Source organism: Ferrovibrio sp., assembly GCF_002796975.1.
Taxonomy (GTDB): domain Bacteria; phylum Pseudomonadota; class Alphaproteobacteria; order Ferrovibrionales; family Ferrovibrionaceae; genus Ferrovibrio.
In genome coordinates, this window is the sequence record NZ_PEKV01000005.1 from 765,261 (window position 1) to 781,387 (window position 16,127).

Here is a 16,127-nt window from a genome sequence, read left to right on the forward strand (position 1 = left end):
ACTACTTTGAACCGAGGCGCTGGTTGATCTCGATCAGCAGCGCCTCGGTCACCGTCTCGCACATGCGCCAGACGATGTCGAAGCCATCCGAATTGCCATAATAGGGATCGGGCACGTCGCGGCCGAAACGCGGCGCGTAGGAAAGATACAGCTTCACCCGGTCGCGATACGGTGGCGGGCAGAGTTTCAGCAGCTGGCGGTAATGCCCTTCATCCATCGCCAGGATCAGGTCGAAGCCGGCGAAATCCTCCAGTGTCACCTGGCGGGCGCGCAGCACGCTCAGGTCGACGCCGAAGCGCTGCGCATGGGCGGTGCTGCGGCGGTCGGGCGGATCGCCGACGTGATAGTCATGCGTACCGGCGGAATCGACCCGCACCCGGTCAGCCAGCCCGGCGCGCTGCAGGGCATGGCGCAGCAGGCCGTCGGCGGTGGGCGAACGGCAGATGTTGCCGGTGCAGACCATCAGGATGGCGAAGTCTGGTTTGGGGTCAGGCTTGGCGGCAGGGGTGGCTGTCATGACCTGAGGGAAGCATTCCAAAGGAGGTGCCGCAAGGCACTACCAAGCCGCCGTCGCCCATTCTAAAGTATTGGCATGCCGACGCCGCCGCCCGACGACGAAACCGCCCTGCTCGATATCAACGCCGCGTTTTACCGCGCGTTTGCTTCGCGTGACATCGACGCCATGGAGACGCTGTGGGCCAAGACGGCGCCTGTCGTCTGCATCCATCCGGGCTGGCCGCCGCTGATGGGCCGCGAGGCCGTGCTGGAAGGCTGGCGCCGCATCCTGTCCAACCCGTCGCAGCCGGCGTTGCAGATGATGGGGCCGCGCGTCACGCTGTGGGGCGATGTGGCGCTGGTGATCTGCTTCGAGAAGGTCGAGGACCAGTATCTGATCGCCTCGAATGTGTTCGTGCGCGAGGGCAAGGCCTGGCGGCTCAGCCATCACCAGGCCGGACCGGTGGCCAGCCCGCCGACCGGCGCGAATGACGACGACGAGCAGGATATCGACGACGACCTCGATGACGAGGATGAAGACGACGACGATCTCGATCCGCCGTCGGGGACCATTCACTAAACAGGAAACCCTCACCCTCCCACCGCTTCGCGGCGGTGCCCTCCCTCTCCCGCAAGCGGGCGAGGGCGAGGTCGGACTCCCTCTCCCATGCAATGGGAGAGGGTTGGGGTGAGGGGCTTAGTTCGCCTTCACCAGCGTCGTAATCCGCGCCCCAGCGCCGCTTTCGCGCGCCATGCGGGTCTTCAGAAACTCCAGCATCGGCTTGAGAGTCTCGGCGAACTGCCAGGGCGGATTGATCACCAGCAGGCCGCTGCCGTTCATCTGCCTGGCGTCTTTCGCCGGCCGCACCGTCAGTTCGAGACACAGCGTCTCGACCTTGATCTGCCGGGCCAGTGCGGACTTCCACTGGTCGATGCTCTTCTGGTCCTTGATCGGATACCACACGGCAAGCTGCCCGGTGGCCCAGCGCTGATGCGTCAGCAGCACGGCTTTGCTCAGCGTGTCGAATTCATCCTTCGCCTCGAAGGCCGGGTCGATCAGCGCCAGACCTCTGCGCGGCGTCGGCGGTGTCAGCGCCTTCAGCGCCTCGAAACCGTCGCGATGATGCACCGAGACAGCCGGGTCGCGCCCGATATTCTGCCGCAGCGTTTCGGCATCCTGCGGATGCAATTCGCAGAGCGAAACGCGGTCGCCGGCACGGACGCTGTCCTGCAGCAGCCAGGGTGAACCGGGATAGCGCCGCAGCCCGCTGCCGCCGGCTTTGAGATCGGGGTTGAGCCGTTTCAGTGCATCCCAGTAGCGTGGCAGGAGTTTCGCAGCCGCCGGATCGGACAGCACGGCGCCGATGCCGAAGCGATATTCGCCGCTGCGCTGCGCCTCGTCGGCGGCGAGATCGTAGAGGCCGAGACCGGCATGGCTGTCGATCAGATGCACCGGATTGGGCTTGCGGTGCAAAGCATCAAGCAGCTCCAGCAGCACGACATGCTTCAGCACGTCGCCGAAATTGCCGGCATGAAAGGCGTGGCGGTAGTTCATGCCGGCTCTTTACGGCATCAGGGAGATAAGGGCTAGGCCCCGGATCAGACCTTCGCCTTCAGCAGCGCCAGTTCGATGGCTTTGGTCACCTTGGCGTCGGTCGGCTTGACCGGCGTGGCGAAGCCTTCGACCAGTTTGCCGTCGGCGCCGATCAGGTATTTGTGGAAATTCCATTTTGGCAGTGCGTCCTCGCCCAGTTCGGCGGCGATCCAGCGATAGAGCGGATGCGCGTTCGGGCCCTTCACCACCTGCTTCTCGGCGAGCGGGAAATCGATGTCGAAGTTCACCTCGCAGAATTCCTTGATCTGCGCCGCCGTGCCGGGCTCCTGGCCGCCGAAATCGTTCGACGGCACGCCGAGCACGACCAGGCCGCGGTCGCGATACTGTTTGTAGACCTTTTCCAGGTCGGCATATTGCGGGGTGAAGCCGCATTGCGAGGCGGTGTTGACCAGCAGCACGACCTTGCCCTTGTACTGCTTCAGCGGCATGGGCGTGCCGTCGATCCCGGTCAGTTCGAAATCATGCGCGGTCATGCCGGTGGTCCCTCTTTTGCTGATCTGCTGGGCCTGCACATTGCTGCCGAAGGGGCCGAGCGCCACCAGGGCAGCGGCGATCAGCGGCAGGGACGCGATCGTCCCGACCAGCCGGCGGCGCATCGACGGCATCGGCAGCCTGCTAAACGTATGATTTCCTGTGTCCATGCTGTGGCCGCCCATGATTCAGCCTCCATTAACGCTACCCGGGCTTAACTATAGCGTTATCAACCCGTCCGGGCAGCAGCTTGTTGCGCCCGCCAAACGCCTTTCGGAGGCGAATGCCGATGCCGACCCTGCTCACCTTTGCCGCGCTGTCGCTGATCGCCCTGGTCGCCGGCGTGTCGCTGACCCGGCTGGTGCCCGGTCTGAGCGCCCAGCATCCCGGCATCCTGGCACTCGGCCTGCTGATGCTGTTCTGGGCGGTTCGCGAGATCCTGCTGCGCCGCCGGGTGCAGAAGCGCCTGCTGGCCGAAATCGAGGAACTGGCCGAGGAGGTACTGCGCCTGCGCGACCAGGAGGCCGTACCGACCATGGTCCCGGGCATGATCGACGTGCAGCCCGAAGCTCTCGCCGCCCGCCAGCCGGCGAACGAGCCGCGCCTCACTGTGCCCGATCCGCTGCGCGCGCCCGCGCCGGCCGATGACGGTACGCTGCTGGAAGCCGTGCGCGATGCGCTGAACAACAACCGCGTCGAGCTGCATGTGCAGCCGATCGTGACGCTGCCGCAGCGCAAGATCCGTTTCTTCGAACTGCTGGCCCGGCCGCGCGATGCCGACGGCAAGGCCTATCCGGCCGCCGCCTGCCTGCAGGCGCTGGATGCCGCCGGCCTGCGCGCCGAATTCGATGCGCTGATGCTGCTGCGCGGCGTGCAGATGGTGCGCAAGCTGGAGCAGCGCGCCAAGGATGTCGGCTTCTTCCTCAATCTCTCGCCCGACATGCTGGCGCAGATCGAGACTTTCAATCCGCTCTACGATTTCCTCACCCGCGAACGCGAGCATGCCGCCAATATCGTGCTGGAATTCAGCTACGAGGGCGTGCGCCTGCTCGATCGCAACGGGCTCTATCGCCTGGGTCAGCTGTCGGCGCTCGGCTTCGCGCTGTCGCTCGACGGCATCGACCGGCTCGACCTCGATTTTGCCGCGCTGGCCAAGACCGGCGTGCGTTTCCTGAAATTCAACGCCGGCTGCTTCACCGATCCGGCGGTGATCTCCCGTGCGACTGTCGATCCCGCCGATCTTGCCGAGATCTGCCGCCGCCACGACCTGATGCCGGTGCTGGCCAAGGTGGAGAAGGAAAACGAACTGCTGAAGCTCGCCGAGCTGAATTTCCCCTTCGGCCAGGGCCTGCTGTTCGGTCCGCCGAAGATGGCCAAAGCGGCGTAACTCAATTTCGTCGTCCCCGCGAAGGCGGGAACCCAGTCGAGCCGCCGTGCTGGATCCCCGCTTTCGCGGGGATGACGATTATTTTTGGGCTTGGATCAGCGCATCCGCCAGCTGCACAAATCCCGTGCCGCCTTCGCCCTCTGTGACAAAGGCGGGCTTGGCTGCGATGCGATCCAGGAACGGTCGCACATTGGCCACACCCACGCTCCAGGGGAAATAGCCGAACATCGGCGCATCGTTCGGACTGTCGCCGGCGAACACGATCTGGTCACGCACGGCATCGAGCTGCAGACCATAGCATTCGTCAAACAGCACCTTCGTCATCGAGAGCTTGTCCCAATGGCCGAACCAGCCGTTGACATGAATCGAACTGACTTTCGCAGTGGCGCCCGCCGCGTCGAACAGCGCGACGATTTTGTCGATCGCGGCCTGCGGCAGCGGCGGCACGTCCTCGCAGAAATCGACGGCGAGATCGCATTCGCGATACTGCTGGTCAGACGCCAGCGCCGTGCCCGGCACCTCGCGCAGGATGGTTTCACTCAGGGCAGTCAGCTTGCTTCGCGCAGCCGCGCGTTCGGCCTCGGTCTGGAAGAAACGCCGCGTCATCTTTTTGGCCGCGCGGTCGTAGCGCATGTAGAGCGCGCCATTCTCGCCGACGATGGCATCCACCGGCCAGAATCGCGCGATCAGGTCGCACCAGCCGGCCGGGCGTCCGGTGATCGGGATGACCCTGAAACCGGCAGCCTCCAGCCGCTCCAGCGCCGCATAGGCCGCGGCCGGCAGGCGGCCATGCATGGTCAGCGTGTCGTCGATGTCGGTCAGTACGTAGCGGATTCCGCTGCGATTTTCGGGGGTAAAGGCAGACAGCGGGCGAATATCGGTCATGGGGCCAGTATACAAATGTCTATGCTGCAAGTGCGAAGAGATTGGTTGTGCAGCGCGCAAACGGGCGGCTATAGTCGCCGCCACAAAAAAAACCGTCAACCGCCCGTCGATTCGCCCATAAAGGACCAGCCATGACCTATCAGGCCTTGCACGGCTATTACCTCGAAGACCTGCAGGTCGGTATGACGGCAGAGTTCTCCAAGACGGTGAGCGAGGCCGACATCGTCGCCTTTGCCGATGTCTCGGGCGATACCAACCCGGTGCATATGGACGAAGCCTTTGCGGCCGCGACGCCATTCAAGGGCCGCATCGCCCACGGCATGCTGGGGGCCAGCCTGATCAGCACGGTGCTGGGCACCAAACTGCCCGGCCCGGGCTGCATCTATGTCTCGCAGGACCTGCGCTTCAAGGCGCCGGTGCGGATCGGCGATACCGTGGTGGCCAAAGTGACAGTGACGGAAATTGTGCCTGAGAAGCGCCGTGTGACCTTTGCCTGCGAATGCCGGGTCGGCGATACTGTGGTGATCGACGGCGCCGCCACCATGATGGTCTCCCGCAAGACCAGGTGAGGGGCGCCGGGTCTTCCCGGAGTTTCACGACCAGCATGCGTCTTCTGCGTTCCAGCGCCAGTTTCCCGCCGGCACTTCGTGGTGCCGTGGCCGCCATCGGCAATTTCGACGGCGTGCATCTGGGCCATCGCGCCCTGATCAATGCCGTACATGCCGAAGCCGACAGGATCGCCACGCGGTCCGGCGAAGCGTGTCCGCGTGCGGTGATCACCTTCGAGCCGCATCCGCGCCGCTTCTTTGTGCCCAACTCGCCGCCCTTCCGGCTCGATGCGCTGGAGACCAAGGCGCGCATCCTCGGCGATCTGGGGATCAAGGCCACGCTGGCGCTGCCTTTCGATGCTGCATTGGCAGCGCAGTCACCGCAGGATTTCGTCGATCATATCCTGGCCCGCGATCTCGGCCTCAGCCATGTCGTGGTCGGCTATGACTTCACCTTCGGCAAGGCGCGGTCGGGCAACACCGACCTGCTGCGCGACCTCGGCGCCAAGCACAGGATCGGCGTGACGGTGGTTTCGCCGCAGGGTGATGGCGAGGTGTTTTCGTCCAGTCGTGTGCGGCGTCTGCTCGAAGCCGGTGAACAGGCGGAAGCCAACCGCATTCTCGGCCGGCCCTGGGAAGTGGTCGGCATCGTCGAGCATGGCGACAAGCGCGGCCGCGAGCTGGGCTATCCGACCGCCAATGTGGCGCTCACAGATTTCCAGGTGCCGAAATTCGGCATCTATGCTGTGCGTTGTGTGCTGGACGGCGAAGTGCATGACGGCGTCGCCAGCCTCGGCATCCGGCCGACTTTCGCGGACCAGACCGGTGTGAAGCTGGAAGTGTATCTGTTCGATTTCAGCGGCGATCTGTATGAGCGTTCGTTGCGCGTGGAGTTCCACGCCTTCCTGCGCCCCGAACTGAAATACGAAGGCCCCGAGCCGCTCAAGCGCCAGATCGCGGCGGATGTGGAAGCGGCGAAGGCTGTGATGGCGCGGCAATAGCTCAAGCGCCAACCGCACATACTCCGTCGTCCCCGCGAAAGCGGCAGGAATCTTAAGACCCTCACCCTCCCGCTGACGCGGGGCCCTCCCTCTCCCATTGCATGGGCGAGGGTAAGTTACGCCCCTCGCCCGCGGTAGCGGGAGAGGGAGGGGCCCATCGCTTTGCGATGGGAGGGTGAGGGGCTTTCTTGCTACTCTTCAGCCATGCCGAACGCCCGCACTCTCTGCAAATCGATGACCGATGCTGAGCGACGGCTATGGTCACTGCTGCGCGACCGGCAACTGGGCGGGCATAAATTTCGCCGCCAGCATCCGCTTGGTTCCTATGTGCTGGATTTCGCCTGTGTCGGTCAGCAGCTCGCCGTCGAAGTCGATGGCGGACAACATGCCAACAGCGAACATGACCGTCAGCGGACGAGTTGGCTGGAAGAGCAGGGCTGGCGGGTGCTTCGGTTCTGGAACAACGAGGTGCTGACCAATGCCGAGGGCGTTATCCGGCGCATTGCGGAGGCATTGCGAGAATCGTAAGGCCCTCACCCCAACCCTCTCCCGCAAGCGGGAGAGGGAGTTTTTTCATTGCCCTCGCCCGCGATAGCGGGAGAGGGAGGGGCCCGGCCGAAGGCTGGGAGGGTGAGGGCTGCCTCGACAGTCCCCGGCCCAAATGCTAAATCATCGCCATGCTTGGGCAATTCGCCATATCTGCGGCCTCTGAGCCATTGCGAATTAGCGGCCCGGTCCTTTTCTAAGGCCCGGGATATCCTCGACTTTTCCTGAAATTCCGCGCCGCCGCACATGGCCTGGTGCGCCACCCGAGTTGAGCCATGACCACCGACTACCGTTCCACCGTTTTCCTGCCGACCACCGATTTCCCGATGAAGGCCGGCCTGCCGGCCAAGGAGCCGGAAATCCTCGCCCGCTGGGAGAAGATCGGCCTCTACGAAAAGCTGCGCGCCGATTCAAAGGGTCGCGAGCTGTTCGTGCTGCATGACGGCCCGCCCTATGCCAACGGCAACCTGCATATCGGCCACGCGCTCAACAAGATCCTGAAAGACGTGATCAACCGCTCGCGGCAGATGATGGGCTTCGATGCCAATTACGTGCCGGGCTGGGACTGCCACGGCCTGCCGATCGAATGGAAGATCGAGGAAAAATACCGTGCCGCCGGCAAGAACAAGGACGAAGTGCCGATCGACGAGTTCCGCAAGGAATGCCGCGATTTCGCCGATCACTGGATCGGCGTGCAGCGCGAGGAGTTCAAGCGGCTCGGCGTGATCGGCGACTGGAAGAAGCCGTACACCACCATGAGCTTCGCCGCCGAAGCCCAGATCGTGCGCGAGATCCAGAAATTCCTGATGAACGGCGGGCTGTTCAAGGGCTCGAAGCCGGTGATGTGGTCGATCGTCGAACGCACCGCGCTGGCCGAAGCCGAGGTCGAGTATCACGAGCACACATCCTCCACCATCTTCGTGAAGTTCCCGGTGGTGAAGAGCAACGCCAAGGCAGCCGAAGGCGCCAGCGTGGTGATCTGGACCACCACGCCCTGGACCATGCCGGGCAACCGCGCCATCGCCGCCGCCAAGGATGCCGAATACGTCCGCCTGCGCGTCGATGCCGTCGGCGAAAAGACGCTGGCCAGGGTCGGCGACGAAGTGATCATCGCGAAAGACCTGATCGAAAGCGTGAGCAAAGCCTGCGCCATCGAGGGCAGCAGCGTGCTCGCCACGCTGAAGGGCGAGGATCTGGCTAGCACGATCTGCGCGCATCCGCTGCGCGGCAAGGGTTACGAATACGACGTGCCGGTGCTGTTCGGCGATTTCGTCACGCTCGATGCCGGCACCGGCTTTGTGCATATCGCGCCGGGCCATGGCGCCGATGACTACAATCTCGGCACCGCCAACGGCATTGAAGTGCCGCACACTGTGGATGCCGATGGCAGCTATTTCCGCCATGTGCCGATCTTCGGCGGCGACAAGCCGGCCCGCGTGCTGGACGATTCCGGCAAAGAGGGTGACGCCAACGGTCGCGTGATCGCCACGCTGATCGAGGCCAACGGCCTGCTCGGCAAGGGGCGTTTGCGGCACCAGTATCCGCATTCCTGGCGCTCGAAGGCGCCGCTGATCTTCCGCAACACGCCGCAGTGGTTCATCTCGATGACCACCAACGATTTGCGCAAGAAGGCGCTGGCCGCCATCGACGCCACCGAGTTCTATCCGGCCGGCGGTCGCAATCGTCTCTATGCGATGATCGAGCAGCGTCCGGATTGGGTGATCAGCCGTCAGCGCGCCTGGGGCGTGCCGATTGCGATCTTCGAGAACAAGGAAACCGGCGAGCTGCTGCGCGACGAGGAAGTGAACGAGCGTATCGTGGAAGCCTGTCTCAAAGGCGGCGCCGATGCCTGGTTCACCGCCCAGCCGGCCGACTTCCTTGGCAACAAGTACAATCCGTCCGACTGGAAGATGGTGACCGACATTCTCGATGTCTGGTTCGACTCCGGCTCGACCCACAGCTTCGTGCTGGAGCAGCGCCCCGACCTGAAATGGCCGGCCTCACTGTATCTCGAAGGTTCCGACCAGCATCGCGGCTGGTTCCATTCCTCGCTGCTGGAAAGCTGCGGCACGCGCGGCCGCGCGCCCTACGATGCCGTGCTGACGCATGGCTTCACGCTGGACGAGAAGGGCCGCAAGATGTCCAAGTCGCTCGGCAATACCACCGAGCCGCAGGACGTGATCAAGCAGTCGGGCGCCGACATCCTGCGCCTGTGGGTGGTGTCGTCGGATTACTCCGACGATCTCAGCGTCGGCAAGACCATCATCCAGGCGCAGTCGGACGCCTATCGCCGCCTGCGCAACACGCTGCGCTACCTGCTCGGCAATCTCGCCGGCTTCCAGGAAGCCGAGCGCCTGCCGCATGCGCAGATGCCGGAACTGGAGCGCTGGGTGCTGCATCGCCTGGCCGAACTTGGCACCATCGTGCGCGAAAGCTGCGAGCAGTACGATTTCCATCGCATGTATGTGGCGATCTACAATTTCTGCGCCGTCGATCTATCGGGCTTCTATTTCGACATCCGCAAGGACGCGCTCTATTGCGACGCGCCGACCAGCATTCGCCGCCGCGCCGCGCGCACCGTGCTGGATCACCTGTTCGATTGCCTGGTGAAATGGCTGGCGCCCTTCATCAGCTTCACCGCGGAAGAAGTCTGGCTGACGCGCTACCCGTCGGAAGACGGCAGCGTGCATCGCGAACTGTTCCCGACCATCCCGTCCGAATGGCTGGATGCGGCGCTGGGTGCCAAGTGGGACCGTGTGCGCCGCGTGCGTCGTGCCGTCACCGGCGCGCTGGAGATCGAACGCGCCGAGAAGCGCATCGGCGCCAGCCTGCAGGCCAGCCCGACGGTCTATGTCGTGCCGGAAGACAAGGCGGCGCTGGAAGGCATCGATTTCGCCGAGATCTGCATCACCTCCAGCATCAACCTGCAGGTCGGCGACGGTCCGGCCAATGCCTTCCGCACCGACGACGCCAAGGGCGTGGCCGTGGTGCCGCAGCAGGCCTCGGGCCTGAAATGCGAGCGCTGCTGGCAGGTGCTGGAGGAAGTCGGCCATGTGAAGGGCCACAGCGACCTATGCAAGCGCTGCGCTGAAGCGGTGGCGTGATGCGAATTTCTCTCTACGGGCTGCTGGTCGCGGTCGGCATTCTCATTGCCGACCAGATCAGCAAGCTGTTTTTCCTCGGCCTGATGCAGCAGAACCCGGCCGGTATTACCGTCGCGCCGTTCTTCAACCTGGTGATGGTGTGGAATACCGGTGTCAGCTTCGGCCTGTTCAGCGAAGACAGCGCCAGCCGCAGCTGGACGCTGGTGGCGGTCGCTGCCGGCGTGCTGGTCTGGCTCGGCTGGTGGCTGTGGCGCGCGCATTCCCGGCTGGTAGCCGTGGCGCTCGGCATGATCATCGGCGGCGCCATCGGCAATGTGATCGACCGCTACCGCTTCGGCGCGGTGTTCGACTTCCTCGATTTCCATGCCTTCGGCTGGCACTGGCCGGCTTTCAACGTCGCAGATAGCGGTATCGTGATCGGCGTGCTGCTCCTGCTCGTCGACGGCTTCCGGCCCCAGAAAACAGCAGATTAAGACGCCGATCAGGCCCGCTCGCTACCTTCGGTAGTTGTTATGTCGATTCATTGCGCCCGAGCGCGAATGGTGGCAGCATCGCCCTCGAAGATGATGTGTGGGGCGAGAGGCGGGATGCTTCGGTCGGGGTGGACCGGACGGCAAGACCGGTCCGTGACAGGGGACGTGACGAGCCGCAGCCGGATGCCGGCCGCGTCGTCGGCTGCCGCAAAACGTCTCACCGATGGCGACGCATGACCGACCCGGCGCCAGTAAAGCGGTCCGCGCGTCACCAGCTTTCCGCCCGCCAGGTCAAGGTCACGGTGATCGCGGCCCTGGTGCTGGGTTTCGTCTCCAGCCTGTTCCAGCTCGTTCTCGATATCCGCAATGAAGTGACCCAGCGCGAAGCCACCGTCGCGCAGGTGATGGATATGCTCAACGATGCGGCCTCCCAGGCCGCTTACGCCCTCGATGAACAGCTCGCCGCCCGCGTGGTCAGCGGGCTTTTGCTGTACCAGCCGGTCTGGCGCGCCGAGATCTACGACAATTACGGCCGCCGCATGGCGCTGCAGGAGCGCGAGCAGGGCGACGCGGAAGCGCCGATGGATACCTCGCTGGTGACGCGCATCCTGGTCGTCGCGCTGCCCGAGACGGAAGAGATCCTGGTGCGTCCGCTCTACGGACCGCGCGAACGCGATCTGGTTGGCGAGATGCGCGTGCATGTCGATGGCACGCTGCTGGCGCGCAGCGTGATCAACCGCACCGGCGTGGTGATCGTCACCGGCCTGATCCGCAACTTCGTGCTCGCGCTGATCCTGGCCGTGCTGTTCTATTTCACGCTGACCCGGCCGCTGCTCAATCTGGTGGCGCAGATCGACCGCGCCGACCCGCGCCGCCCGAAGGAAACCGCAATCGCGGCGCCCAGAGGGCATGAGAGCGACGAATTCGGCCTGCTGACCGACCGCGTCAATGCCATTCTTGGCGCCAGCGGCGAATATCTGGCGGAAGTCGAGCGCAATCGCGAAATGCTGCGCGTGGTGCTCGATGCCATCCCGGCCCCGGTGACGCTGAAGAATGCCGATGGCCGCTACATGCTGGTCAACAGCCGCTGCTCCGATGTGTTTGGCCTGCCGGCAGAGGAGATCATCGGCCGGCATCTGAACGAACTGCCGTTGCCCGGCATCCTGCCGGAGCAGCGCGAGGCCTTCGTGCAGTTCAGCGAAGACAACGAGCAGGCGCTGATCGACAGCCGCCAGCCGGTGCTGAATATCGAACGTACCTACCACATGGCGGATGCGCCGCATCTGACCATGCTGGAAAGCAAGGTGCCGTTGTTCGACGCACAGAGCGGCCTGGTCACCGGCACGATTTCCATCGCGCTGGACATTTCCGAGCGCAAGCTGGCCGAAAAAGCGCTGGATGAGGCCAACACGCGCCTGCGTGCCCAGGCCGAGGATCTCGAGCGGCTGGCCTCGTCCTATGCCCGCGAACGCGAACACGCCATTGCCGCCAATCGCGCCAAGTCGGAATTCCTCGCCAATATGAGCCACGAGCTGCGCACGCCGCTCAATGCCATCATCGGCTTTGCCGAGGTGATTACGCTGCGCATGTGGGGTGCCAACTCCGACCGCTATTTCGACTATGCCGAAGATATCGTGATGAGCGCGCGGCATCTGCTGCATGTCATCAACGATATCCTCGACATGTCGAAGATCGAGGCGGGCCGCTACGAACTGTCGCTTGAGGATGTCGATCTGCCCACCGTGGTGGGCGACTGCCTGACCATCGTGAAAGGCCGTGCGCAGGATGCCGATATCGACCTGATCGATGAATTCCCCACCGCATTGCCGTCGGTGCGCATCGATGCACGCGCGATCAAGCAGGTGCTGCTCAACCTGCTGTCCAATGCNNATCCGGCCGGAAGACCTGAGCCGGATTTTCGAGCCCTTCTGGCAGGGCGATCCGAATATCCGCCGGCGCAGCGAGGGCACCGGTCTCGGCCTGGCGATCAGCCGCAAATTCGTCGAGCTGCATGGCGGCACGCTGTCGATCGAGCGCGGCGAATCGGGGGGTACGGTCGCCACCATGCGGCTGCCCGGCCGGTCGCCCGGAGGCGCCTGATCCCTCCGCTGGCCATGCCGGCCTGAACGGGGTGTAACGGCGGCGGAAAACCGCAGTGTTCTGTGCACGTCCGGACCGGGGCGCGCCCTTGTGCCGCCGCCATGCCCGAGGCTAAAATCCCCGCCTCACGTCATTCCGGCCCCGCTTCATTCTGGCCTCGCGTTCGAGAAGGAACTGTTTCATGCGTCGACCGATCCTTGCCGGCCGACCTCTGCGCCTGCTGAGCCTTGCCGCGCTCGCCGCCGGCAGCCTGGCGCTGGCCGGCTGCGACAGTACGCGCGAGGCGCTCGGCATCACCAAGAAGTCGCCGGACGAATTCGTCGTCGTGACCAAGGCTCCGCTGGTGCTGCCACCCGAATTCGGCCTGCGCCCGCCCGAACCCGGCGCGCCGCGTCCGCAGGAAGTGCCGGCGCGCGACCGTGCCGCTGCGGCCTTCGGCGGTGCCAGCACCGATGCCGCCGGCCAGATCACGCCGCTGGGCCGCCGCGCCGCGCCGGCTGCCACGCCGCGCTCCGCCGGTGAGCAGGCGCTGCTGAGCCAGGCCAAGGCCAGCAACGTCGATCCTGATATCCGCCGCAAGGTGAATGACGAATTCACCCAGCTGGCCGAACGCGACAGCCGCTTTGTCGACCGCCTGATGTTCTGGCAGGGGCCGACCGATCCGGGCGTCGCCATCGATCCGGCCAAGGAGGCCCAGCGCCTGCGCGAGAATGCCGCCACCGGCAAGCCGCTCACCGCCGGCACCGTCCCGACCATCAAGCGGCGCGAACGCGGCCCGCTTGAGGGAATTTTCTGACGGAGTCTTCCAGCCGACGGAGCCGCCTGTGCGTAAACTGATCGCCGCCCTGTCCGCCGTCTTCTGTCTCGCGGGCATGGCCGCGGACAGCCGGGCCCAGATCTTCAATCCGACGCAGTTCATGCTCGGCAACGGCATGCAGGTGGTCCTGATCGAGGATCACCGTGCCCCCGTCGTGCATCACATGGTGTGGTACAGGGTCGGCGCCGCCGACGAACAGCCGGGCGTGTCGGGTGTGGCGCATTATCTCGAACACCTGATGTTCAAGGGCACGCCGAATGTGCTGCCCGGCGATTTCTCCAAGATCGTGGCGCGCGAAGGCGGCCGCGACAATGCCTTCACCTCGTCGGACTATACCGGCTATTTCCAGACCATTGCGCGCGACCGGCTCGAACTGGTGATGAGCATGGAAGCCGATCGCATGAGCGAGCTGGACCCGAAAGCGTCGGATGCCAAGCCCGAGCTGCAGGTGGTGATGGAAGAGCGCCTCAGCCGCACCGACAACAGCCCGGGCGCGCTGTTCGGCGAGCAGCTCGACGCCGCGCAGTATCTCAGCCACCCGTATGGCCGTCCGGTGATCGGCTGGCCGGCGGAGATCCAGCGGCTGACGCTGAACGACGCGATGACTTTCTATCGCAGCCATTACGCGCCGAACAACGCCATCCTGGTCGTGGCCGGCGATGTGCGGCCCGGCGAGTTGCGAGCGCTGGCCGAGAAATATTACGGCCTGATCCCGATGCGCCCGATCCCGCCGCGTTTCCGGCCGCAGGAGCCGAACCAGCTGGCCGCGCGCCGCCTCAGCATGTCGGATGCCCGTGTCGTGCAGCCCTCGATGCGGCGCAGCTATCTGGCGCCGAGCCGCACGGCGGGCGAAAAGCAGCATGCCGTGCCGCTCGCCGTGCTGTCCGAAATCCTCAATGCGCCGACCGGCCGCTTGCACAAGTCGCTGGTGCAGGGCGACGGTCCGGCCGTCTCTGCCAGCGCTTGGTACAGTTCGATGTCGCTCGACCAGAGCACCTTCGGCTTCAGCGCCTCGCCCAAGAACGGCCGCAAGCTGGAAGAGGTGGAAGCTGCATTGGACAAGGTGATCGCCGACCTGCTCGCCAATGGCGTGACGGACGAGGAAATGCGGCTCGCCCGCACCGGCATGCAGGCCGAGACGATCTATGCCCGCGACAGCCTGTCGGGTGCGGCGCGCATCTTCGGCGTCGCGCTCACCACCGGCCTGACGGTGGAGGATGTCGAGGCCTGGCCCAAGCTGGTCGATGCCGTCACCCGCGAACAGGTGCTGGCGGCGGCGCGCCATGTGTTCGACCTGCGCCGCTCGGTGACGGGTTACCTGTTGCCGAAAGACCAGAGCTAGGGACATGCCGATGCGCAAATTCGTCATTGCCGTCCTGTTGCTGGTCTGTGCAGCGCTGCCCGCCGTCGCGGGCCCGAAGATCGAGCGGATCAAAACGCCACTCGGCATCGAGGTCTGGTTCGTGCGCGAGCCGAGCATTCCGATCGTCTCGCTGCAGGCGACCTGGCGCGGCGGTTCCTCCAGCGATCCGGCCGGGCAGGAGGGCCTTGCCCAACTGGTCACCGGGCTGCTGAACGAAGGCGCCGGCGACCTCTCCGCTGACGACTTTCAGATTGCGCTGCAGGATGGCGCCATCGATATGGGCTTCGGCGCGGACCGCGATTACACCACCGCGACGCTGCGCACCCTGACGCGCAACCGCGCCCGTGCTTTTGAGTTGCTGAAACTGGCATTGACCGCGCCGCGTTTCGACGACGAGCCGGTGCAGCGTGTGAAGGCGCAGGCCCGCGTCGCCTATGAACGCAGCCGCGCCAGCCCCAATGCGCTGGTGGGCGAACGCTTTGCCCAGCTGGCCTATGGCGATCATCCCTACGGTCGCCGTTCGTCCGCCAGCACCGAAAGCCTGGAACGCATCGACCGTGCGGCGCTGGCGGGCTTCACCCGGTCGTTGTTCGCGCGCTCGAATCTCGTCATCGGCGCGGTCGGCGATGTGGCGCCCGACGATCTCGCCCGCCTGGTCGATACCAGCTTCGGCGCGCTGCCGGCGCAGGCAACGGTGGCGCTGCCGGCGCAGGTGACGCCGAAAACCGCCGCCCAGCCGGTGGTGATCCCGTTCCCCAATCCGCAGAGCATCGTGCTGTTCGGTGCGCCGGGCATCGCCCGCGAAGACCCCGACTGGTATGCCGCCACCGTGCTGAACCAGGTCCTGGGCGGCGGCGGCATGACCTCGCGGCTGTTCGAGGAAGTGCGCGAAAAGCGCGGTCTGGTCTATTCGGTCGGCACGCAGCTGACGCCCTACAAGGCGGCGGCGCTGGTCTCGGGTTCGCTGGCCACCGCCAATGCCCAGGTTGGCGATGCGCTGAAGCTGGTACGGGCCGAACTGGCGCGTGTGGCGAAAGAGGGCGTCACCGACGGCGAGATGGCGTCGGCGAAATCCTATATGACCGGCAGCTTCCCGCTGCGGCTGACCTCGAATGCCGCCATCGCCGGCATGCTGGTGGCGATCCAGAATACCGGCCTGCCGCCGGACTATATCGACGCCTATCCCGGCCTGATCAACGCCGTGACGCAGGACGATATCCTCCGGGTGGCGCAGCGGCTGTTTGCGCGCGACGATTATCTGGTGGTCGTGGTCGGCCAGCCGGCCGGTCTCGAAACGCCCGGCGGGAAACAGGGAGGCTGAG

General features: G+C 65.0%; 15 protein-coding genes and 1 pseudogene. 12 read left to right on the plus strand and 4 right to left on the minus strand.

Annotation, left to right across the window (positions count from 1 at the left end; genetic code table 11):
* Position 1: 1 nt before the first annotated feature.
* Positions 2-517 carry a low molecular weight protein-tyrosine-phosphatase gene (locus CTR53_RS08595; protein ID WP_290811391.1) on the minus strand — a complete coding sequence of 172 codons (516 nt, stop codon included), beginning with the start codon at positions 515-517 and terminating at the stop codon, positions 2-4.
* Between the two features lie 75 nt (positions 518-592).
* Between CTR53_RS08595 and CTR53_RS08600 the strand changes: the two genes are divergently transcribed.
* Positions 593-1,075, plus strand: coding sequence for a nuclear transport factor 2 family protein (locus CTR53_RS08600; RefSeq protein ID WP_290811395.1), 483 nt, complete (start codon positions 593-595; stop codon positions 1,073-1,075).
* Positions 1,076-1,192: 117 nt separating this feature from the next.
* On the opposite strand, the gene CTR53_RS08605 is transcribed toward CTR53_RS08600, so the two are convergent.
* Together CTR53_RS08605 and CTR53_RS08610 are read right to left on the minus strand one after the other, a co-directional pair.
* Entirely contained in the window at positions 1,193-2,050 is an 858-nt protein-coding gene (locus tag CTR53_RS08605) for a 23S rRNA (adenine(2030)-N(6))-methyltransferase RlmJ (RefSeq protein WP_290811398.1), read from the minus strand.
* Between the two features lie 44 nt (positions 2,051-2,094).
* Positions 2,095-2,715, minus strand: a complete 621-nt coding sequence (locus CTR53_RS08610; protein ID WP_290811401.1) for a glutathione peroxidase — start codon at positions 2,713-2,715, stop codon at positions 2,095-2,097.
* 155 nt (positions 2,716-2,870) lie between these two features.
* On the opposite strand from CTR53_RS08610, the gene CTR53_RS08615 reads away from it, so the two are divergent.
* Positions 2,871-3,968, plus strand: a complete 1,098-nt coding sequence (locus CTR53_RS08615) for an EAL domain-containing protein (protein ID WP_290811404.1) — start codon at positions 2,871-2,873, stop codon at positions 3,966-3,968.
* Between the two features lie 78 nt (positions 3,969-4,046).
* Here CTR53_RS08615 and CTR53_RS08620 read toward each other — a convergent pair whose 3' ends face one another.
* A complete protein-coding gene (locus tag CTR53_RS08620; protein WP_290811407.1) occupies positions 4,047-4,853 on the minus strand; it encodes an HAD-IIB family hydrolase in 807 nt (268 codons plus the stop codon).
* 131 nt (positions 4,854-4,984) lie between these two features.
* Here CTR53_RS08620 and CTR53_RS08625 point away from each other — a divergent pair, with 131 nt between their 5' ends.
* The 10 genes and pseudogenes from CTR53_RS08625 to CTR53_RS08665 all read left to right on the plus strand — a co-directional run bounded on the left by CTR53_RS08625 (position 4,985) and on the right by CTR53_RS08665 (position 16,126).
* Positions 4,985-5,422, plus strand: coding sequence for a MaoC family dehydratase (locus CTR53_RS08625; protein WP_290811410.1), 438 nt, complete (start codon positions 4,985-4,987; stop codon positions 5,420-5,422).
* Between the two features lie 35 nt (positions 5,423-5,457).
* On the plus strand, positions 5,458-6,402 hold the full coding sequence (locus tag CTR53_RS08630; protein WP_290811413.1) for a bifunctional riboflavin kinase/FAD synthetase: 945 nt from the start codon (positions 5,458-5,460) through the stop codon (positions 6,400-6,402).
* Positions 6,403-6,606: 204 nt separating this feature from the next.
* The gene (locus CTR53_RS08635) at positions 6,607-6,930 is read left to right on the plus strand and encodes an endonuclease domain-containing protein (protein ID WP_290811416.1); all 324 of its coding nucleotides are present in this window, start codon (positions 6,607-6,609) and stop codon (positions 6,928-6,930) included.
* Between the two features lie 293 nt (positions 6,931-7,223).
* Complete coding sequence (gene ileS, locus CTR53_RS08640) at positions 7,224-10,052, plus strand: isoleucine--tRNA ligase (RefSeq protein WP_290811419.1); 2,829 nt, start codon at positions 7,224-7,226, stop codon at positions 10,050-10,052.
* Complete coding sequence (lspA, locus tag CTR53_RS08645; protein ID WP_290811678.1) at positions 10,052-10,525, plus strand: signal peptidase II; 474 nt, start codon at positions 10,052-10,054, stop codon at positions 10,523-10,525. Before ileS ends, lspA begins: the two co-directional genes overlap by 1 nt.
* Positions 10,526-11,529: 1,004 nt before the next feature.
* A pseudogene (locus CTR53_RS21250) lies at positions 11,530-12,216 on the plus strand (histidine kinase dimerization/phospho-acceptor domain-containing protein); the annotation flags it as partial.
* Between the two features lie 193 nt (positions 12,217-12,409).
* Complete coding sequence (locus CTR53_RS21255) at positions 12,410-12,625, plus strand: sensor histidine kinase (RefSeq protein ID WP_367158958.1); 216 nt, start codon at positions 12,410-12,412, stop codon at positions 12,623-12,625.
* 181 nt (positions 12,626-12,806) lie between these two features.
* On the plus strand, positions 12,807-13,421 hold the full coding sequence (locus CTR53_RS08655) for a DUF3035 domain-containing protein (protein WP_290811425.1): 615 nt from the start codon (positions 12,807-12,809) through the stop codon (positions 13,419-13,421).
* A gap of 28 nt (positions 13,422-13,449) precedes the next feature.
* Entirely contained in the window at positions 13,450-14,784 is a 1,335-nt protein-coding gene (locus CTR53_RS08660) for a pitrilysin family protein (RefSeq protein ID WP_290811427.1), read from the plus strand.
* Between the two features lie 4 nt (positions 14,785-14,788).
* Complete coding sequence (locus CTR53_RS08665; RefSeq protein WP_290811429.1) at positions 14,789-16,126, plus strand: pitrilysin family protein; 1,338 nt, start codon at positions 14,789-14,791, stop codon at positions 16,124-16,126.
* The last annotated feature ends 1 nt before the right edge of the window (position 16,127 follow it).

Excerpts from the sequence above, each read along its gene's own strand:
- CTR53_RS08630 (WP_290811413.1), top strand. The coding sequence starts at position 5,458 with ATGCGTCTTCTGCGTTCCAGCGCCAGTTTCCCGCCGGCACTTCGTGGT.
- CTR53_RS08595 (WP_290811391.1), bottom strand. The coding sequence starts at position 517 with ATGACAGCCACCCCTGCCGCCAAGCCTGACCCCAAACCAGACTTCGCC.
- CTR53_RS08615 (WP_290811404.1), top strand. The coding sequence starts at position 2,871 with ATGCCGACCCTGCTCACCTTTGCCGCGCTGTCGCTGATCGCCCTGGTC.
- CTR53_RS08620 (WP_290811407.1), bottom strand. The coding sequence starts at position 4,853 with ATGACCGATATTCGCCCGCTGTCTGCCTTTACCCCCGAAAATCGCAGC.
- CTR53_RS08600 (WP_290811395.1), top strand. The coding sequence starts at position 593 with ATGCCGACGCCGCCGCCCGACGACGAAACCGCCCTGCTCGATATCAAC.
- ileS (WP_290811419.1), top strand. The coding sequence starts at position 7,224 with ATGACCACCGACTACCGTTCCACCGTTTTCCTGCCGACCACCGATTTC.
- CTR53_RS08625 (WP_290811410.1), top strand. The coding sequence starts at position 4,985 with ATGACCTATCAGGCCTTGCACGGCTATTACCTCGAAGACCTGCAGGTC.
- lspA (WP_290811678.1), top strand. The coding sequence starts at position 10,052 with ATGCGAATTTCTCTCTACGGGCTGCTGGTCGCGGTCGGCATTCTCATT.
- CTR53_RS08655 (WP_290811425.1), top strand. The coding sequence starts at position 12,807 with ATGCGTCGACCGATCCTTGCCGGCCGACCTCTGCGCCTGCTGAGCCTT.
- CTR53_RS08605 (WP_290811398.1), bottom strand. The coding sequence starts at position 2,050 with ATGAACTACCGCCACGCCTTTCATGCCGGCAATTTCGGCGACGTGCTG.
- CTR53_RS08610 (WP_290811401.1), bottom strand. The coding sequence starts at position 2,715 with ATGCCGTCGATGCGCCGCCGGCTGGTCGGGACGATCGCGTCCCTGCCG.
- CTR53_RS08635 (WP_290811416.1), top strand. The coding sequence starts at position 6,607 with ATGCCGAACGCCCGCACTCTCTGCAAATCGATGACCGATGCTGAGCGA.
- CTR53_RS08665 (WP_290811429.1), top strand. The coding sequence starts at position 14,789 with ATGCCGATGCGCAAATTCGTCATTGCCGTCCTGTTGCTGGTCTGTGCA.